Consider the following 18,410-nt stretch of genomic DNA (forward strand, 5'->3'; position numbering starts at 1 on the left):
TTATTATCTCTTATTTTTTTTATAACTTTGTTCAGATATTAGCGTTTACAATCAAATTGACATATTACCATGAAACCAACATTATTACTAACTATAGCTTTTATTTTCGCAAATTTTGCGATATATGCCCAAACACCATACACCGAAAGTGACTTTATCCAATGTGGTTCCTACTCGATTTATCAACAAACAAGTTTTATTGATAACCCACAGCCTATTGATAGTTTGACAAATAACGGTTGGAACTACAATTACCCCGAAACCTATACAATTGATACAACCTATGCATTATCAATTGAAGAACTTGGCTTAGAAAGCACTTTCCCCTATGCAAATTTATGTTTAAGAGAGTCTGATTATTATTTGGTTTTACAACATTTCAATAGTAAACTTTGGGTATTAGGCTTGGTCGCAACAATCTCAGAAAATATGGTACCAGTACCATTTCAGCAACCCATGGATATTATGCATTTTCCATTAAGTGTGGGCACTAATATTTCGCGACAACAATCTATACCACTGACATTTACACCAGAACAGCTAGGTTTAACGGCTGCCGATTTTGGAATTCCGGTAGAACCCGATAGTGTAAGAATAACTATTAGCATTACCGTTGAATCGTCTATTGCAGACTATAACATGTTTGGTAAATTCAACGAAGCGTATCTTGAAAATAGTAAATACATTATTGGATACACAGTAGCGGTTCTTTATTGGGGTTTTTGGAATGATATCAATTTTTTGGGAGATTCCAGAACATTTATCTTGAAAAGCTACTGGATGCCCGGATATGGTTTACCTGTCTGCAAAATTGGACTAAACAATGAAAACCAAGTTATTGATTTTAAGATACAACCCGATGTTATTGTTAGTATCGAACCTGTGGCAAACAAACAGGTAAAATGCTACCCAATACCGTTTTCCAACATACTTTACGTTGAAAGTAATATGCCTCAAAATATCCAACTGTACGATTATACAGGGAGATTGGTAGCAAACTACATATCTAAATGTGGAATAACTGAAATTTCAACCGAGCATCTTCAATCCGGCTTATATTTTATAAAAGTCGATGATGAGGTTGTAAAAATATTGAAACAATAGCCTGATGATTGTTTTTCCAAATTGCAAGATTAATCTTGGGCTACATGTTTTGCGAAAACGCACGGACGGTTACCACGATATAGAAACCGTAATGTATCCCGTGGAATTAAATGACGCTCTTGAGTTTATTCCCAACGAAAAAGACTCTTTAACGGTTACAGGTATTACTTTTGAGCAGAAAAATATAACTGACAATCTGGTTTACAAAGCGTTAGCAGTTATTAGAAGATACAGAGAGGTTCCTCCATTAAAGATTCACTTGCATAAAGCTATCCCTTCGGGTTTCGGACTTGGAGGAGGCTCGTCCAATGCCTCGTTTATGTTAACTGCTTTAAATAAGGAGTTTAACTTAGGTTTTTCAGTAGAAGAGTTGAAGCAATTTGCTTTAGAGATAGGCTCCGATTGTCCTTTCTTTATTTCAAATACTCCATCGCTATCCCAAGGGCGTGGCGAAGTGCTTACAGCTTTAAATGTCAATATTTCAAACTACTATATAATGATTGTATCTCCACAAATTCATATAAGCACCGCCGAAGCCTACTCGTTAATTAAACCTAACAACAGCAGAGATTCACTATCTCAAATAATTGAAAAACCAATTACCGAATGGTCAAAACTATTGGTAAACGACTTTGAGGAGCCGATTTTCAAAAAGCACCCAATATTAAAAGATATCAAAAGCCAATTGTACGAAAAAGGAGCTTTGTATTCCTCTATGAGCGGCTCAGGGTCAGCTATTTATGGAATATTTGAGACTAAACCCAATATTTCTGATTTAAGCGATAAGTATCGGGTAAATGTTATTGAGCCTTGACAGTGGCAAGGGGCAAGGAGCAAGGTAAAAGGAACAAGGGTATTGGGTATCGTCCTAAAAAAAGTTGACACATTTGTTATACATATTTTCCTTTTTCTGTTATAACAAAACCACTTTCTCCGCAAACACCTGCTCACCTGTTTGAATAACCACAAAATAAATTCCTGTAGGGGCAACATTACCTTTAGTACACTCTCTATTCCATTGAAAATCAAATGTACCCATGTTAGAGTTTTTAACGGTAGTTGAGAAAATTTGTTTGCCTTGTAGGTCTATTATTTTTATTGTTGCCTGCCCTTCTGGAGAAACGAAGTTTATATTTACTGTTTCGTTTGCAGGATTAGGATATATATTAATTTTCTTATCTACTAATTGTGGCTGTTCTTGAATGCCTACCTGGTTTTCAATAGCCAATTTTCTAATTTCTAAATATGAAAACTTATCGAAGATCTCAATGTTGCTAAGCAAATATAACAATGAGTCCTTTGCAATAAGTTTATTGAATATTGAATGTTTTGATTCTAAAATGGTATCTGTCCAATTATCGTTACTTTTTCTATAATATAGCAACATACTATTCTCGTTCCAAAAATTACCAACAATATGTTTTGTACCATTCTGCTCGACAAACAGAGATAGAAATCTACTAGCTCCATTGAAAAACTCCTCGAAATACCATTCATTATTCAAATAATAGCCATACTTCGTTGAACCATTGTGTAAACCAAAACTAACAACAAAGTGTGGAATAGACTCTTTATCTAACATAAAATCGTGACAGTAAAGACTGCCATTAATTAGATTAAAGGGTAGCCATTGTCCGTCAGTATAATAACAATAGCCAACCGTTTTATCACAGTAACCCGAATAATGTAAAACATCATTTTTATCAAATAAGGCTTTTTGAATATTAAATCTTTTAGTATAGTCTGTTGGACTTTGGATTACATTGAATTGATTATCAAAATAAGTAACAATCAAGGTGTTACTTAAGTTTGCATTGGGCCACAAAATATATGCTTTATCGTTACTGTCTATTGCTAATGAGTGTGTGTAAAACTGATAAGTATAATCATGCGAGCCGTTTACTGCAATCGAATCGCTCCATGTATCTCCTTCTAATTTTTTTAAAAATATTCTGGATTGTTCGACCTCTGCTTTTAGCGAAAAATATGACAATAAAACTGTATTATCGCTATACAACGCAAGTACAGGGTTATAAATCAGATACCCAAGTCCAAATATAACTTCTACAGGTTCTGTCCAATCCTGCCCTTGGTTTGTTGATTTAGTATATACCAATATGGAATTTGTTGTATTCTCAAAACGCTCAACCCACACAATATGCAACACTCCATTATTATCGATTATCATATCTGCTTGGTTGATATATTTTACATAACCCTGAGAAGTTATGTTAATCGGCTCGCTCCACTCTTGTGCTTTTGCTTTTTGGGGAATTATTAGAATAGCGAACAGTAGTAAACTGTAAAAGGCAAGGGGTAAATTAAATATCCTATAGCACATGGTGTTTGTTTTTTATCTATTCTGTTATTACTATTGTTTCTGTTTTCATCTGTTTATCTGACACTGCTTTAACTAAATATATTCCTGGCGGTACTTTTTTATAGTTTGATGTTTCCTTGTTCCATTCTATTGTATTTTGTGATGGATGAACAGTTGTCTTAAAAACTAAAAAACCACTTATATTATAAATCTGCACTTGAACAGCACTTGTTGATTTTGTTTCAATTTTTATTCCTTGACTAATTGTAGAAGGATTTGGAAAAACACGTAAATGAAAATCATTTAATTTTGCTGTTTGTTCTATGCTGTTTTGATTTTCAATTTTAAGTTTTCTTATCGAAACACGAGATTCTTTATAGTATAGGAGAGGGTAATGCAAGAATATAAGGTACAATGATGTATCTTTAGCAATAAGTTTATGATCATTAAAACCTTTCTCTTCAAATTCAATTATTTGAGATGTCCAGGTACCATTTTTAAGTACATAATGCATCTGATTGTGTCCTGTTTCAGTTTTCTCGCTTTGTACAATATGCACAGTGCCATTTTTCTCAATAATCATTGAATGCTCGGTACTATATTTAGGTGTAAGTATAGATGTTTGCCACTGATCGTTAATTTGTGTTGTGTAATATGTTGTATCTATATAATTTGTCCTTGAAACCCAAACAATATGTGGTTCATTGCTTTTTCCGATAGCCATACTCATGCTAGCCCAAAATGGTTTACATACGGAATCAGGATTTGTCCAATCATTATCTACTTTTTTTAAATAAGTCATGTATGTTGTAGATTGCGTTGTTTCATATGCCGTCATATGTATATTATTTTGTTCGCTTAACTGAATGCAACAAATAGTAACACTGTTATTGTTAGGATATGGATTAGAAATAGGACTAAAACTACCATTCGAATAAGTTCTGTATCGGAGTCTCCTTTCTTGAAAATTATGCCAAAATATGTGTAGTATCCCACTTTTATCCATTATTAAATTGCTGTGAATAAATATACCTACATTTTCGCTTACTAATACCGGCTCGCTCCATGTCTCTCCATCAAATATTTGCATATGTATTAAAGCTGCAACTTGTGAATTTGTATTATAGTCATACGTAACATATAGCTTATTATCGGGTCCAGTAACTATCTTAGGATTGCACATCCAAAGAGCGGGATTCTTAACGATATCATAAGGCTCACTCCATGTCTCTCCTTGATCGGTAGATTTTGAATAAAGTATTTTCCAAAAATTATCTCCTACTTTGTATTCCCATACAACATGTATGTGATTATTATTGTCAATTGTGATATCCACATCTCTGCTGGTAGAAGTTCCTTGAAATATGGTTATGGGTTCACTCCACTCTTGCGCCTTTGTGGTTTTTGGAGCTATTAAAATAGCAAATAACAGTAGGCAGTATAAGGTTAGTGATATGTTGGGTATTCTGCTTTTCATATACTCTCAAAAAATGAAGTTATAATATTCCCTTTCTTGCGAATATAACAAATAAAAATTCATTTATCAAGTGATTCATTAAAAAAAGAATGCAAGAGGTTTATAATGTGCAATTAGCAATGCGATGCACTGAGCGAAGCCGAAGTGTGCAATGAACAAAGTGTAAAAGTGGAAAGTTGCGGAAGATTTTTCCGCAACTTGCGGAGTATTTATACCGATTGGACAGCTACTATAGTCCAAACTTCACTACGTTTGTTTGGACTATGCATCTGTAACATCAGTATTTACAATTGTAATTTAAAAAGATTGGACAGTTTTTTAATTACAATTGGTATTAAAAGTCTGTAAACTACACTGCTCTATTCCCCACTTGTACCTTGCTCCTTGTACCTTACTTATTCACTAACAGCCTCTAACATGCTCTGTTTCTGCAACTTCTGAGTTCCTTTGCCGTCCGTCAGAATATTTTCGGCAACCAACTCTGCAATATCTTTAACATCTGCCATGCGGGTTTGTGCAAAGGTTTTCTTACACAATGGGCAACTTGTTACTAACGTATTTGTTTCCCCGTTTGTGATTTGCTGGATTGCGTCGTAGGCTATAGATAGTTTTTGTTGCGAGTTTAGGGAGACTCCAGCTAAACCTCCTCCGCAACACAACCCTTGTGACTTAGTATCAGGGTTTTCGTATAGCACGGCTGCCGAGTTTATTACATCTCTCGGAGCTTGTTTTATTCCTAATCCATGCGCTAAATCGCATGGGTCGTGATATGCAACTACGGCTTCTGAGTTGTTAACCACAAGCTTTTTGCTCACAATTAGACGTTCAATATATTCGGAGTGGTGGATAACTTCGATTTTTAGATTATAATCATTTTTAAACGTTCTCAAACAAATGGGACAAGAGGTAACAAGGGTTTGTATTCCTAATGATTCTATTCTCTGCTTGTTTTTCTCTATAATATTTTCAGATTGTTTTAGTTGACCTGCTAAAAGAAGTGGTCTTCCACAACATATTCCTTTCTCCTCGTCTAAATGAAACAGGGTGTCGCCAGCTGCACTGCTTATTTGTTTCATTGAGTCGATAACGGTTGGGGTAAGTTTTCCCATACAGCCCGAAAAATATCCTATTGCACTGTTTGCAACAACGTTTATAGTTTCAATCTTATGATTTAACCCAAACTCTTTTGTATTTTCGTATCGGTTGCCTATTCTAAGGTCAACGGTTTTTACACCAACGGGGCAAGCATCTTCACACCTACCACATGCGAGACAGCTAAATAGGGCAAAATCGTTTTCGTGTCCTGCCCTGACATCGTAAATATAGTGTGCTGTAACTGTCTCATTCCTACCTCTATAAACAATATTCATTTGACAGCTATCAATACAAATTCCGCAACGTGAGCAGGAGTATAAATCAAACATTGTATAACCTGTTGGTTTACTGCATGATCTATATCCCAAACGACGAAGATAAATCAGAACCATTTCGGTTGGGATATGCGAATAGCGCGACCATGGTAGAGCTATAAAAAATACGCCTAACGAAAGGCTGTATGCCCACCACATAGAATATTCTAAATTAGCTACAGGTAAAAAGCTTCCGAAAAATTGCCCTACTGGTCCTGTTAAAAAGCTACCACTATCGTGAACGTACGCATTAAATGACTCTGCTATAAGTCTTAAAGGGAAAATTGACCAAAGTGAGTAAAGTGCGATTTTGTCTATTCCGCGCATTTTAGATGTTCGTTTCATTCCAAACAAACGCTTAGTAAGACGTTTGAGATACGCCAAAAAAACGCCCGACAATATTAACGCAAGGATAAACTCCATACCAAAAGAGAAAAAAGCATGACCTTTATACATGGAGCGTTCTGGAACGAAGAAATACAAAAATATAGAGAAATATGGTGGATTAAACGCATTGTCACTCACTGATTTAGCTTCAAAATGACCTAAAACTATAAGCAAAAACCAACCAAAAGCAATACTTGAGTGCATGAAACCCAACATTACGTTTTGTTTGAATATCTTTCTATGAAGCAGGCTTTCCATAAAAACTTCAACTGTTGCATCCCAAAGAGCTTTTATCCTTTGAAAACCTTTCAAGGGGGTTTGAGGTTTTGGCATTTGTCTAATCCATGAGACATATTTATATCCCATCACGACAAGGACAAACAGAAGACCAACACTAAAGGGTATTACAAAAGGATCGAATGGCATACTGCTTTACTTTATAAGTGATTAACAAATCATACTAAATATTTTCCCATAACAACCTAATAATATTGCGATTGTTAACACCTCTGGGACAAACCAACTGACATTTTCCACAAAACATACAGTTTTGCAACTCCTCTCTTATTTTGTCAGTCAAATTACGTTTTACATACAGATGTATATAGTGCATTCTTAGTTTTGCAAACTCTCCGCCTGTACAAGTTGCCGAACATGAACCACAAGAAATACACAGCCTGCTTGTTGGTTCATTTTCTTCAATAATATTCGCCAAATGGAACTCTTCCGGCTTATATTCGATTGTTGACGACTTAGATATACTAAAACCAAAACCTGACATAATACTATTTTCTGTTTAAATAATCGATAATCGACATTGCTGCTGCTTTCGCGTCTGCTGCACTCTCATGGATAGTTTTTGGTCCTGAGACGGTTCCACAACAAAAAATTCCAGGCTGTGATGTTTGATTTGGATTGTAAAATATATTTTCCGGTGCTACAAAACGGTTTGGCGCGAGTTTCAAATCAATAGATTTATCAAGATTGGGCAATTTAGCCGCCTCTTTCCCAACCATTAAAACCAACCAGTCAACGCTTACGTTCATTGGCAATCCCGTTAAAGTATCTTGCACTTTTAAAACTAAAGAGCCGTCTATATTTTCAGAACACTCTGACAATCTGCCTCTTATAAACTTAATTCCATGTTCTACCTGAGCTTCCATATACAACTCTTCGAAACCATTGTCGAACATTCTTAAATCAATGTAAAAACAGATTACTTCAGCGTCAGGAAATCTCTCTTTCAACTCTATTGACTGTTTGACTGCCGATACGCAACAAAGCTTACTGCAATGCAAGTTTCCAGCTTTTTCATCACGCGAACCGACACAATGAATTAAGCCTATACGTTTGGGTATAGTGATATTTGAATGCTCTTTTAATATTTTCTCAACCTCAACACTTGTTTTTACATTTGAGTATAAACCATAGCCATACTCCTCTTTTTTTGTGGGATCGAACGTGTTAAAACCTTGAGCTAACAGAACACTCTCCGCTTCGAAAGAGTGACCAGAACTAGTCTTTACAATATAATTATCATATATAGAGTCTATTGAGATAACCTCATCACTAGTAATGTTGTGTATTCTTTTATCATTTATTTCCGAAACGATATTTGATACAACTTCATCAGCATTTACAAACCCAGGGAATAGTTTATACCATTTATTTAAATGCCCACCCAAATTATCCTCTTTCTCGATAATTAAAACTCTTATTCCAAACTTATAGAGTTGTAGAGCGGCGGTCATTCCTGCGATACCACCACCTATTATAATTGTTTGATATTTAGTGTCGTATGCTCTCATAAAATATATTCGGGCTGTTTTGGAATTGAGAAAATTTTTCCTGATTTATCGGCAAACTTCTTGTCTTTATCATATTTGATTCCCATTTTATCTAATAGTGGTTCGGCACTTACCTGGTGCATCTGCAATCCCAAGTCCCAAGGGTCGTAGCCTAAAACAAGCCCAGCCAACTCCTCATACGTCAGAACGGGAATGCCCGTTTTGTCGGGACCAAATGTTTTGTGTTCCATCTCACTTATGGTGTATTGCCACTTGTCGATAAACATCGTACATCCGGGGCAATTCGCTATAATCATATCGGGCTTATAAGGCTCCATACTCTGAAGCTTTTTGTATGTGTTTGAAACTGAGTAACCTCTATTTGCTTGAACCAAATATTGACGGAAACCAAATCCGCAACAATGTCTCCGTTCTGGATAATCGACTGTTTGACCGCCCCATGACTCAATCATTCCTGTTAGAACTTGTGGAAATTCGGCTCCGCCCTCGCCATATTCTGGAAAGATTTTAGCATAATGACAGCCAATATGATCGACTATTTTAAGAGGTTCGCCTGTCTCTGCGTTAACAAGTCTATTTTTCCCCTTGTTTTTTATTTCTTCTCTGAATTTGTAAATTATATCTGAACAGTGAGCAATATTTTCGGGGATTTCAAACTCTCTTTTTGTTGCTTTATATAGGTTTTCTCTTGTTTTTTCAAGTTCTGAGGGGAACTCTTTCCAAGTTTCTAGTACTTCAGAGTATAACCCAAATGAAGTAACACACGATATTGCCACGTTTTTTAGTTTTGCTTCGGTCATCAATGCAAAATGCCTTGCAATAATAGTTTGTAAAGTATCAAAATTTACAACATCGCTGTGATATCCAATTCCCGAGCAAGTAGTATGTCGCGCATCTTCAACTACGTTTTTTCCAAGCTCGTTTCTTAAAATATGTAGAAACGCCTGCTCCGATGCAGGGAAAAAGTTTTGACGAATGCAACTTCTTACAAAAAAGAAATTATCGTCTCCAATGCTCTTCTGGTACTTCCGCCATATGTCTCTCTTCTCTTTACTCATCGTTGATGTTTTTTTTCGTTAACTGTAGTAATGTGCTTCATATATTCGCAATCATGGCTATCGTCAAACCCAAGTCCCATTTTTTCCGCTTGTTTCTCTGAATAGTTCTCAATTGTTTCAAAAAAATCGTTATTTCCAGTAATTTCAAATATTGCATCTAGTTCTTTAAGTGTCTCATTATCAATTTGTCGCAAAGCCCCTTCTCCAAGTTTATCTAAATTAGCTCCTAACCTATCATAAACTGCTTGACTGTTTTTATGAACCCACTCCCACACAGGACCTTGTTCGGGATGTTTCGATGGTGTAAGTTCTGCCGGATATATACAGTATCCATATTTTAACACATTATCTCCAACTGTTCGTTTTAGTGCCAGCTGTTGTCTTCCCTTTTCAGACTCGGTAAAATAGCCCATCTCTTGCGATAATTTTCTTAAAGCCATTATAACATATGCAGGGGTATTGTTACGCGGACACCGTGTTCGACACGACAAACATTGTCCACAATACCAAATTGTTTCGCTTTTCAACAAATCTATAATAGTTTCATCATCAGCCGTTTGTACTATGCTTACAATTCGTCGCGGATCGTAATCATAAAACTCTGCAGCAGGACATATTGCAGTACAGACACCGCAATTCATACATGCTTTAAGCCCCTCCTCAAATCTAACATCCTCAAACAATTTATCACGTAATTTCCCCATTGTTAATCAGATTAAACATCGAACAAAATGAAACAACTTTCCTGCAAGTTATCAAAAACAAAAGTAGCACTTCACATCAATTAAATCAATCATAAAAGGAGTACTACTTTATACGCACTTACACTAAGTATAAATACTACCCGAATATCAATTAACAATGTGCAATTACGAGTTACGAATTAATCAGGTTAATGTCAATGTGTTGTAGAGACGTCACATTGTGGCGTCTCTACTGAAAGAAATTGGAACTCAGATTAAACAGATTGTCGAAAACAATTTGCATTCTGTAATTGATATAAAATTAAATTATCGAAAAAGCTTTTTTAATTTTTGGTCGATTTTTTGTGATATTACAGTGAAACAACAGAAACACAACCACTTTTAAAATTATTCTTATATTTATCGGTGATAATTTGATTTAAAATAGTTGACTCAACTGCGTTTTGTGTATTCAAATTCAAAAAGATTTTATATTTTCGTTTTTTAAAAACACTACAATAATGGTTAAAAAGGCTGTTTTATTATTACTAACGATTTGTACATTTACTGCACAAGGGCGTAATACTGGCAATCTTGGACTTCCTTTTACAAAACAATTCAAATCGTCTGACTATGGTGCATCGCACCAAAACTGGGCTATTGCTCAGGGTCAAAATGGATATATGTACTTTGGCAATAATGACGGTTTGCTTGAATTCAATGGTCAAGAGTGGAAAACATATAGTATGCCTAATAATTCTGCGGTTAGATACATACACGTTTCTACCGACGATAAAATATATGTCGGAGCTTTCAATGAATTTGGATATTTTGAACGTGACGAATATGGCTCACTTATATACACCAGCCTTTCAAATGAGATAAAAGAGACTGACATCAAAACGGTTTGGAAAATAATTCCATATGAAGATGCAATATATTTTATTGCTGAACGACAAAATATATTCAAATATGACTTTATAAAAGTTAGTAAAATATATATCCCATCAGTAGTCTCTGAGTTTAGAGCCTTTTTAGTAAATAATGTTTTTTACATATTCGACAGTTATGCGGGCTTGGCTGTTCTAAAAAACGACACTGTATATCGTTATCAAAACGAAATTTTTGATAAAAAAATTGCTGTTTATTCTATTCTGCCGATTGAAGATGATTACATTCTGATAGGAACCAACACAAATGGATTTTTTAAAGTAGACACAAAAAAACTGTCGCCTATACCAAATGAACAAACTATTAATCTTGATAAAACTAAAAGAATAGTCATTAATAGTAAAACCTCACTCAAAGGACTCCTATTTTATGAAGAATTTAAGTCAGCTGTTAGCGAAGAGATCAAAAAGGGTAGAATCTATTATGGGATAAAGAATGATAACGACGAGTTCGTTTACGCCACACTCAAAGGAGGCATATTTATATTAAATAAAAAAGGCGATTTGATTGACCGTTACTTCGCAAACAAAGGTATCCCTGACAACAACGTATTCTGTGTTTATGAAGATATGGAATTTAACCTGTGGGCTACAACAGAAAAAGGAATAACTTTACTAGAACCTTATAGCGGATACAGAGTTTTTGATACACACTCCGCAATAAAAGGTAATATATTATCACTGTCATCCATAAACAGCAACATTTATATTGGAACTACCTCAGGGTTATATGCTATAGAGAGAGAACAAGACGCCGTTATATCGTTGCCAAGCAGGTACAATACCATTACTGATGACTATATTTATATAATGTCATTTCTAAAGAACCCATCTGATAATCAAAGTTTTTTATTTAGCTCTTTGTCAAATATACATGAATATAATATTCAAACTAAAGAGTTAAAAAACATTCACAGTGTTTATGCAGGTCAAAATATGATTTCTTACCCATTAGACAGTTCTGCTATTTTCATAGGTCATAGACCGGGTATTACTGTCATAAAAAGGGAAAACAACAAAAAATATAAGGTGATTGAAACATTTGAAGGTTTTACAGAACATGTGGGTAATATGACTTTCGACAAAGTGGGCAACTTATATATCTCCAATATTTCCGGTCTATTGATGATGAAATTCAATAGTCCAAATAATTTCAAGGACTACTCTATAGTGCGATACAATACTACTAATGGCTTGCCAACAGATGAGAAAAACCAATGGTTAATTATTGGTGACTCTATTGTTGTGTTAACAACCAATGGTATTTATCTGCCTGACAAACAGGAAAATATTGGCAAAACAGATCTTACTTTCAAAGAGTACAGCGAACTAAATCAGCAATTTGACAAAGAAGACTTACCTATTAGACAAATATTAGAGGCTAAAACCGGAGATTGGTTAATTAGAAGTGACAATGAAGTATCCTATTTCTTAACAGAACAAAAAAGACTCGTAAGGCAACCGTTTTTAAGGGATGGTGATTTAAAAATCAGCGATATGTGTATTGGTGATAATCAAAGGGTATGGATGTCATCATATGACAATTTGTACTGCTTCGATTTTAAAACCATGAAAAGTATTTCTCACAAACAAACATTATCTTTTACAAACATTACAATTGGACAAGATTCAACTATACCTATACGTATTAATAATAATGTAAAGGATATTGGAGATGTTAGTTTTAAATATAATTCCCTGAAAGTTGAAGTTACATACCCGTCATATAGGGACTTGAAAAACATCAAATACTCGTTTTTTTTAGATGGAATTGATAAGTCGTGGACACCTTGGACAAACATAGGGAGATACGCCATATCATACTTGCCCGTGGGTCAATATACGTTACACGCCAAAGCATTAGATAGTGATGGAAATGAAACAAATGAGATACAACTAATATTCTCAATCAAACCTCCATTCTATAGGACAATAACTGCTTTTATTATTTATACAATAGTTGTCATAGCTTTAGTATATGGCCTTATCAAGTTGAATACTCTTAGACTTAAACGTGAAAGGCAAAAACTTAGGGACACTATAAAAAAAGCTATTTCTACCGTAGAGAAACAAAAAGATGAATTAATAGAGCAAGCCAAAGAACTTGAAACAACCAATTTAGAACTTGATAAACTATCACTTGTTGCCCGATATACTGACAATGCGGTTGCAATAATGGACTCTAAAGGCAACTTTGAGTGGATAAATGAAGGGTTTACACGCATATATGGGTATGAACTTGAAGAGTTGTTAGATAGAACTTTAGATATAAAAATTGAAAAAAATTTCACACATAATATTAACAAATTACTAGAGACATGGTACCATGACCAAAAGCCCATTGTGTATGAATCATTAAACATGCATAAAAACGGTTCGGAAATTTGGGTGCAAACTACTTTAACTCCCATTCTGAACGAAAACAACGAAGTAACAAAGCTAGTAGCAATAGATGCAAATATTAGTAAATTAAAAAAAGCCGAAGAAGAGATAAAACTGCAAACTGACGAAGTACAAATACAACGCGATATAGCAATATTACAACGTGATGAAATATTACGACAAAAAGATGAAATAACAGATTCAATATTATACGCAGAAAGAATACAAGAAGCTATTCTGCACACTAATACTCATTTAAATAAGTTATACAGAGATAGTTTTGTGTTAAGTATTCCACGTAACATTGTAAGCGGCGATTTCTTCTGGTGTCACGCTAATGAAAACCACAAAGTAATAGCAGTTGCAGACTGCACTGGACACGGTGTTCCCGGAGCATTTATGAGCCTAATTGGAATTAGCTTTTTAAAAGAGATAGTTTCAACTCTTGGTTTTTACAAACCAGACGAAATACTAAAAATGCTACGTTACAACATAATATACGCATTAAATCAAAAATGTGATGATGGTTCTAATGGTTATAGTGGTAGTTTTAGCGAAAGCAAAGACAGCATGGATATGTCATTAGTTACTGTAGACATTCAAAATAATATATTGTATTATGCAGGCGCAAACTGCCCAATTTATATAATAAATGAAAATCAAATAACAGAGTATAAACCGGACAAAATGCCAATAGGCACGCATAGAAACAATCACTTACATTTTACATTACACACAATACCTATAAAAAAAGGTGACAGAATATATATGTTTACCAATGGTCTTATTGATCAATTTGGTGGAAAAGATGGAAAAAAACTAAAAAGAAATGGATTTAAAGAAAAAATAGTTGAATTACAAGAGTTCGATTTTAATGAACAGTGCAGTCGTCTAAAAAACTTCTACAAAATGTGGAGTGCTGGTATAGAACAAGTTGACGACATTTTAATAGTTGGGTTTGACACTGATTCCGGCACCTAACTTTGTTTATTAGCTAAACACCTAAAATGCATAAATTAAAACTCTATTTTATCTTACTTCTTCTGCTTCCATTAAGCACATTGGGACAGGGATTACCACTTATACAATCATACAAAGCCACCAAATACGGAGGAGGTGTTCAAAACTGGGATATATATATTGACAAGTCTAATATAGTATATTTTTCTCATAATGAAGGTGTAACCACATTCGACGGTAAAAAGTGGGAGCATTTTAGAAACTCAAACATTTCACACATTAGATGCATGTCAATGGGGGCAGGCAACAGATTGTACGCAGGAGGCTATTTTGAATTTGGATATTTTGAACCAAACATACTTGGAAAACTCGAATACACATCATTAATGGATAGATTTGTTGACACATCCCTACAATTTACTTATGTATGGAGCGTTGCAGCAACTTCTTCAAATACGGTTTTTACAATACGGGACCAAGTCTTACTGTATGATATGGATAGCATTAAAGTAATTAAATCAAATTGCAAACTATCAAGAGTATTTAATATTTTCGACAACACTATATTATTCTCTCGAGGCGAAGGAATATTAAAGCTATCAGGAACCGAATTTACACCACTACCTGGATTAGACATGTTTAAAGATGACACATATGTGCTAATTACAGAATTTTCTGATAACCAAATATTGTTATGTTCTGAGTTATCGGGTATATGGATATACAATTATGGCGCTGCATTAACCAATCAAAAACAACCATATTTAAGAAGAATTGAAACAAATATTGAAGAAGAAATATCCAGCGAATTATTAAGCGATATTGAGTATGATTCTTTAAGAAACACCATCCATATTTGCACAATGACAACATTATATTCAATTGATACTCTTGGGATTACAAAAAGTATTCTTGGTTTTGAACAAGGAATTGTTGGTAAATATGCAATTTCAATAAAATGTGACAGACTCGGTAATGTATGGGTTGGAACTGGAAATGGTGTTTCGTATGTACATATGGCAAGCCCACTAAGATTTATCGACAACCGATTGGGTAACCCCGAACATCCCTATGATATACTCTTCAATAGTGATTACTCATATCTTTCAACCATGGGCGGTTTATCTATCATAAAAACAGAAGACCTGTTAAAGTCTCCTGCAAAGCCTTTAACAGAAATGATTTCAGATCAAATTGGCGGATGGGAAATACATAATTTAGATAATAGAATTATCACTTCCGTAGGTTATAAGATAATTGAAATAGTTGCTGATAAAGTCAAAACAAAACTTTCAAAAGTCGATGCTTATTCAATTACAAATTATTCAAAAAAGGATCAAATTCTTTTTCTTGGTGGAGTTGATAATTCATACTTGCTAGATATGAAAAACAAAAACAGGACAACAAAAATGGAAAATTTAGCAGGTTCTGTTAAAAGAGCCGTTGCTGTTGGAGAATATCATATTTTAGCAGAGTTTTTTTCTGAAAACACGTTTAATATATATAGAGATAGTGCTGGAAAAGACGTATTTCAAATATTCGATAAAAACCTGGGATTCAACGCAAAATATGGTGTGCCAATAATATTAGATTCAAACGCTTATTTATGTACATCGAACGGTCTTTATAAAGTTCTTTTCAATAAAGACAAAAGTGTAGATACTGTGTTTTTAGATCGTGATTTCGAACAATTTAAAGAACTGAAAAACAATCTTTTATGGATTACGCTTGATACCGCTTCAGATGGTTACTGGGCAACAACAGAAAAAGATTTGATATTTATAAAAAAACATAAAAACAAACCTAATAAAGTTATAAAAAATCCTTTTAAAATAGTTCCAAGGACAGATGAAATATTCCTTTTTAAAAACTTTGTAGTAACCTTATACACCGAAGGAGTTTGTTTCTACGACAAAAACAAACCAACACTAGACACTACAATGTTTAATACAATATTTAGAGAAATAAAATTTGATAAAGAATACCTATTCAATGGGTACTATCCGTTTGACAGCAACTCAAATAATCATATTAAAATCAAACAGCCGATTAAATATGATAAAAATAATTTAAAAGTAAGTTTTATTTCTCCTTACTATTTTTATCAAGACTCAATTAAATACGAATGCATATTAGAGAACTTCGATAAAGAGTGGATCAATTTAGGTTCAAATACTGAAAAAGAGTACACAAATATTCCTCCTGGTAACTATTGCTTTAAAGTGCGAAGCATTAACGTGTTTGATAGCGTATCGGAAGTTGCTGAGTTACATTTTTCTATATCAACCCCTTGGTATCAAACAGCATGGATGATATCAATATACATTATTGTTGCAATTCTATTTGTGATATTAATAATAAAACTTAACACCCATAGGCTAAAAAAACAGAATGAACTCCTTGAACAGACTGTATTAAGCAGAACCAAAGAACTTCAACAAAAAGCACTAAATATAAGTGAACAGAATGAGAAAATAAAAGAGCAAAACGAACAAATAAAAGAACAATCTAGAGAAATTGAGTTCGCAAATAAACAACTATCTCAACTTTCAGTCGTAGCTCAACAAACTGACAACGGGGTTTTAATAATAAAATACCCTAATTCAATACGATACATAAATAACGGAATGTTGAAAATGCTTGAGATTGAAAACTTTAAACAATCCGATAACCAACAAAACAGAGAGATTTTACTTAGACTACAAAATCTAACAAAGGTCCTACAAGAGACACTTGAAACATCTGAACCTAACGTCTTTGAAGCAATAGTAACCACTTTTAAAAATCAAAAAAAATGGATGCAAATTACAGTGTCGCCTGTTTATGAGTTTGAATTACAAACAGAAAAGGTTGTGGTGGTATGCACCGACATATCAGATATTAAACTTGCAGAAGAGGAGATATCACAACAAAAAGAGGTATTGTATTCACAAAGTGTACTTCTTAGAAACACCAATACTGAATTGGCAAAAGCAAACCAATTAATGCGAGACTCAATTACCTGCGCTCAAAGAATCCAAAAATCAATGCTTCCCAACATAAAGGAAATAAGAGCTGTTTTTACAGACACATTTATATTCTTTAAGCCAAAAGATATTGTTAGTGGTGACTTTTATTGGTTTAATAAAATTGATGACTCTTATATTATAATTGTAGCTGATTGTGTTGGACACGGTGTTCCCGGAGCCTTTATGTCAATGATAGGAAATACACTGCTTAAAGATACTGTCAGTCACAAAATTCAAAACCCTGCACAAATTCTCACTCATTTAAACGATGGCATAAAAACAATCCTACGTCAAAAAGGGAAAATTGACAATATCCAAAACGACGGCAGCATGGATATAACTGTTTGCATATATAACCCTGAGTTAAAAGAAATACAAATTGCATTAGCTAATCACAGAGCATTGCTAATCAGAAAAGATGAAATCAATATTATCGAAGGTGATATTTTTGCAGTTGGAGACATCTTTACACATATGGTACCTGTAAAATACACTTACAAACAATATTCTATAGAAAAAGGCGATGTTCTGTATATGTACACCGATGGTTTTCAAGACCAGTTGGGTGGAGCAGATTACTCCAAATATGGCAGTACCAGATTATTGAAACACTTAGAAACAATCTATAAAGAACCATTTAAAAACCAATTATCCAAACTTAAAAATGAGTTTGTAACGTGGAAAAAAAATAAAAAACAAACAGATGATATTTTAATATGGGGAATAAAGTTCTAATTAAAGTTAAAAGTTTGTAAAGTACAAGTTGCTAATTATTAGTAATTAGTACAAATCTTGCTCAGAAAAACAATCAAAACATCCTTTCCCTTTACAAAGAATCATCGAAACAGAATGAGTGCGTAAAAC

At 34.1% G+C, this 18,410-nt stretch carries 11 protein-coding genes; 4 read left to right on the forward strand and 7 right to left on the reverse strand.

Annotated elements, in window-relative coordinates; all coding sequences use genetic code 11:
• Positions 1–69: 69 nt before the first annotated feature.
• Together GX311_01010 and GX311_01015 are read left to right on the forward strand one after the other, a co-directional pair.
• A complete protein-coding gene (locus tag GX311_01010) occupies positions 70–1,104 on the forward strand; it encodes a T9SS type A sorting domain-containing protein (GenBank protein NLK14958.1) in 1,035 nt (344 codons plus the stop codon).
• Positions 1,105–1,108: 4 nt separating this feature from the next.
• Positions 1,109–1,918 (forward strand): 4-(cytidine 5'-diphospho)-2-C-methyl-D-erythritol kinase, encoded by an 810-nt coding sequence (locus GX311_01015; GenBank protein ID NLK14959.1) that lies wholly within the window; start codon positions 1,109–1,111, stop codon positions 1,916–1,918.
• 99 nt (positions 1,919–2,017) lie between these two features.
• Here the strand turns inward: GX311_01015 and GX311_01020 are convergent, their stop codons facing one another.
• From GX311_01020 to GX311_01050, 7 genes are all read right to left on the reverse strand, one after another.
• On the reverse strand, positions 2,018–3,445 hold the full coding sequence (locus GX311_01020) for a T9SS type A sorting domain-containing protein (GenBank protein ID NLK14960.1): 1,428 nt from the start codon (positions 3,443–3,445) through the stop codon (positions 2,018–2,020).
• 16 nt (positions 3,446–3,461) lie between these two features.
• Positions 3,462–4,901 carry a T9SS type A sorting domain-containing protein gene (locus GX311_01025; GenBank protein ID NLK14961.1) on the reverse strand — a complete coding sequence of 480 codons (1,440 nt, stop codon included), beginning with the start codon at positions 4,899–4,901 and terminating at the stop codon, positions 3,462–3,464.
• 395 nt (positions 4,902–5,296) lie between these two features.
• The gene (locus GX311_01030) at positions 5,297–7,123 is read right to left on the reverse strand and encodes a (Fe-S)-binding protein (protein ID NLK14962.1); all 1,827 of its coding nucleotides are present in this window, start codon (positions 7,121–7,123) and stop codon (positions 5,297–5,299) included.
• Between the two features lie 34 nt (positions 7,124–7,157).
• On the reverse strand, positions 7,158–7,478 hold the full coding sequence (locus GX311_01035; protein NLK14963.1) for a 4Fe-4S dicluster domain-containing protein: 321 nt from the start codon (positions 7,476–7,478) through the stop codon (positions 7,158–7,160).
• Positions 7,479–7,482: 4 nt separating this feature from the next.
• Entirely contained in the window at positions 7,483–8,505 is a 1,023-nt protein-coding gene (locus GX311_01040) for a CoB--CoM heterodisulfide reductase iron-sulfur subunit A family protein (protein ID NLK14964.1), read from the reverse strand.
• Entirely contained in the window at positions 8,502–9,563 is a 1,062-nt protein-coding gene (locus GX311_01045) for a heterodisulfide reductase subunit B (protein NLK14965.1), read from the reverse strand. The genes GX311_01040 and GX311_01045 overlap by 4 nt, the downstream gene beginning before the upstream one ends.
• Complete coding sequence (locus GX311_01050; GenBank protein ID NLK14966.1) at positions 9,560–10,267, reverse strand: 4Fe-4S dicluster domain-containing protein; 708 nt, start codon at positions 10,265–10,267, stop codon at positions 9,560–9,562. Before GX311_01050 ends, GX311_01045 begins: the two co-directional genes overlap by 4 nt.
• A gap of 500 nt (positions 10,268–10,767) precedes the next feature.
• Here GX311_01050 and GX311_01055 point away from each other — a divergent pair, with 500 nt between their 5' ends.
• Together GX311_01055 and GX311_01060 are read left to right on the forward strand one after the other, a co-directional pair.
• Positions 10,768–14,559: a PAS domain S-box protein gene (locus tag GX311_01055; GenBank protein ID NLK14967.1), complete on the forward strand. Its 3,792-nt coding sequence runs from the start codon at positions 10,768–10,770 to the stop codon at positions 14,557–14,559.
• Positions 14,560–14,585: 26 nt separating this feature from the next.
• The gene (locus tag GX311_01060; protein NLK14968.1) at positions 14,586–18,281 is read left to right on the forward strand and encodes a SpoIIE family protein phosphatase; all 3,696 of its coding nucleotides are present in this window, start codon (positions 14,586–14,588) and stop codon (positions 18,279–18,281) included.
• Positions 18,282–18,410 lie beyond the last annotated feature (129 nt).

The organism is Bacteroidales bacterium (assembly GCA_012519055.1).
Taxonomy (GTDB): domain Bacteria; phylum Bacteroidota; class Bacteroidia; order Bacteroidales; family Salinivirgaceae; genus JAAYQU01.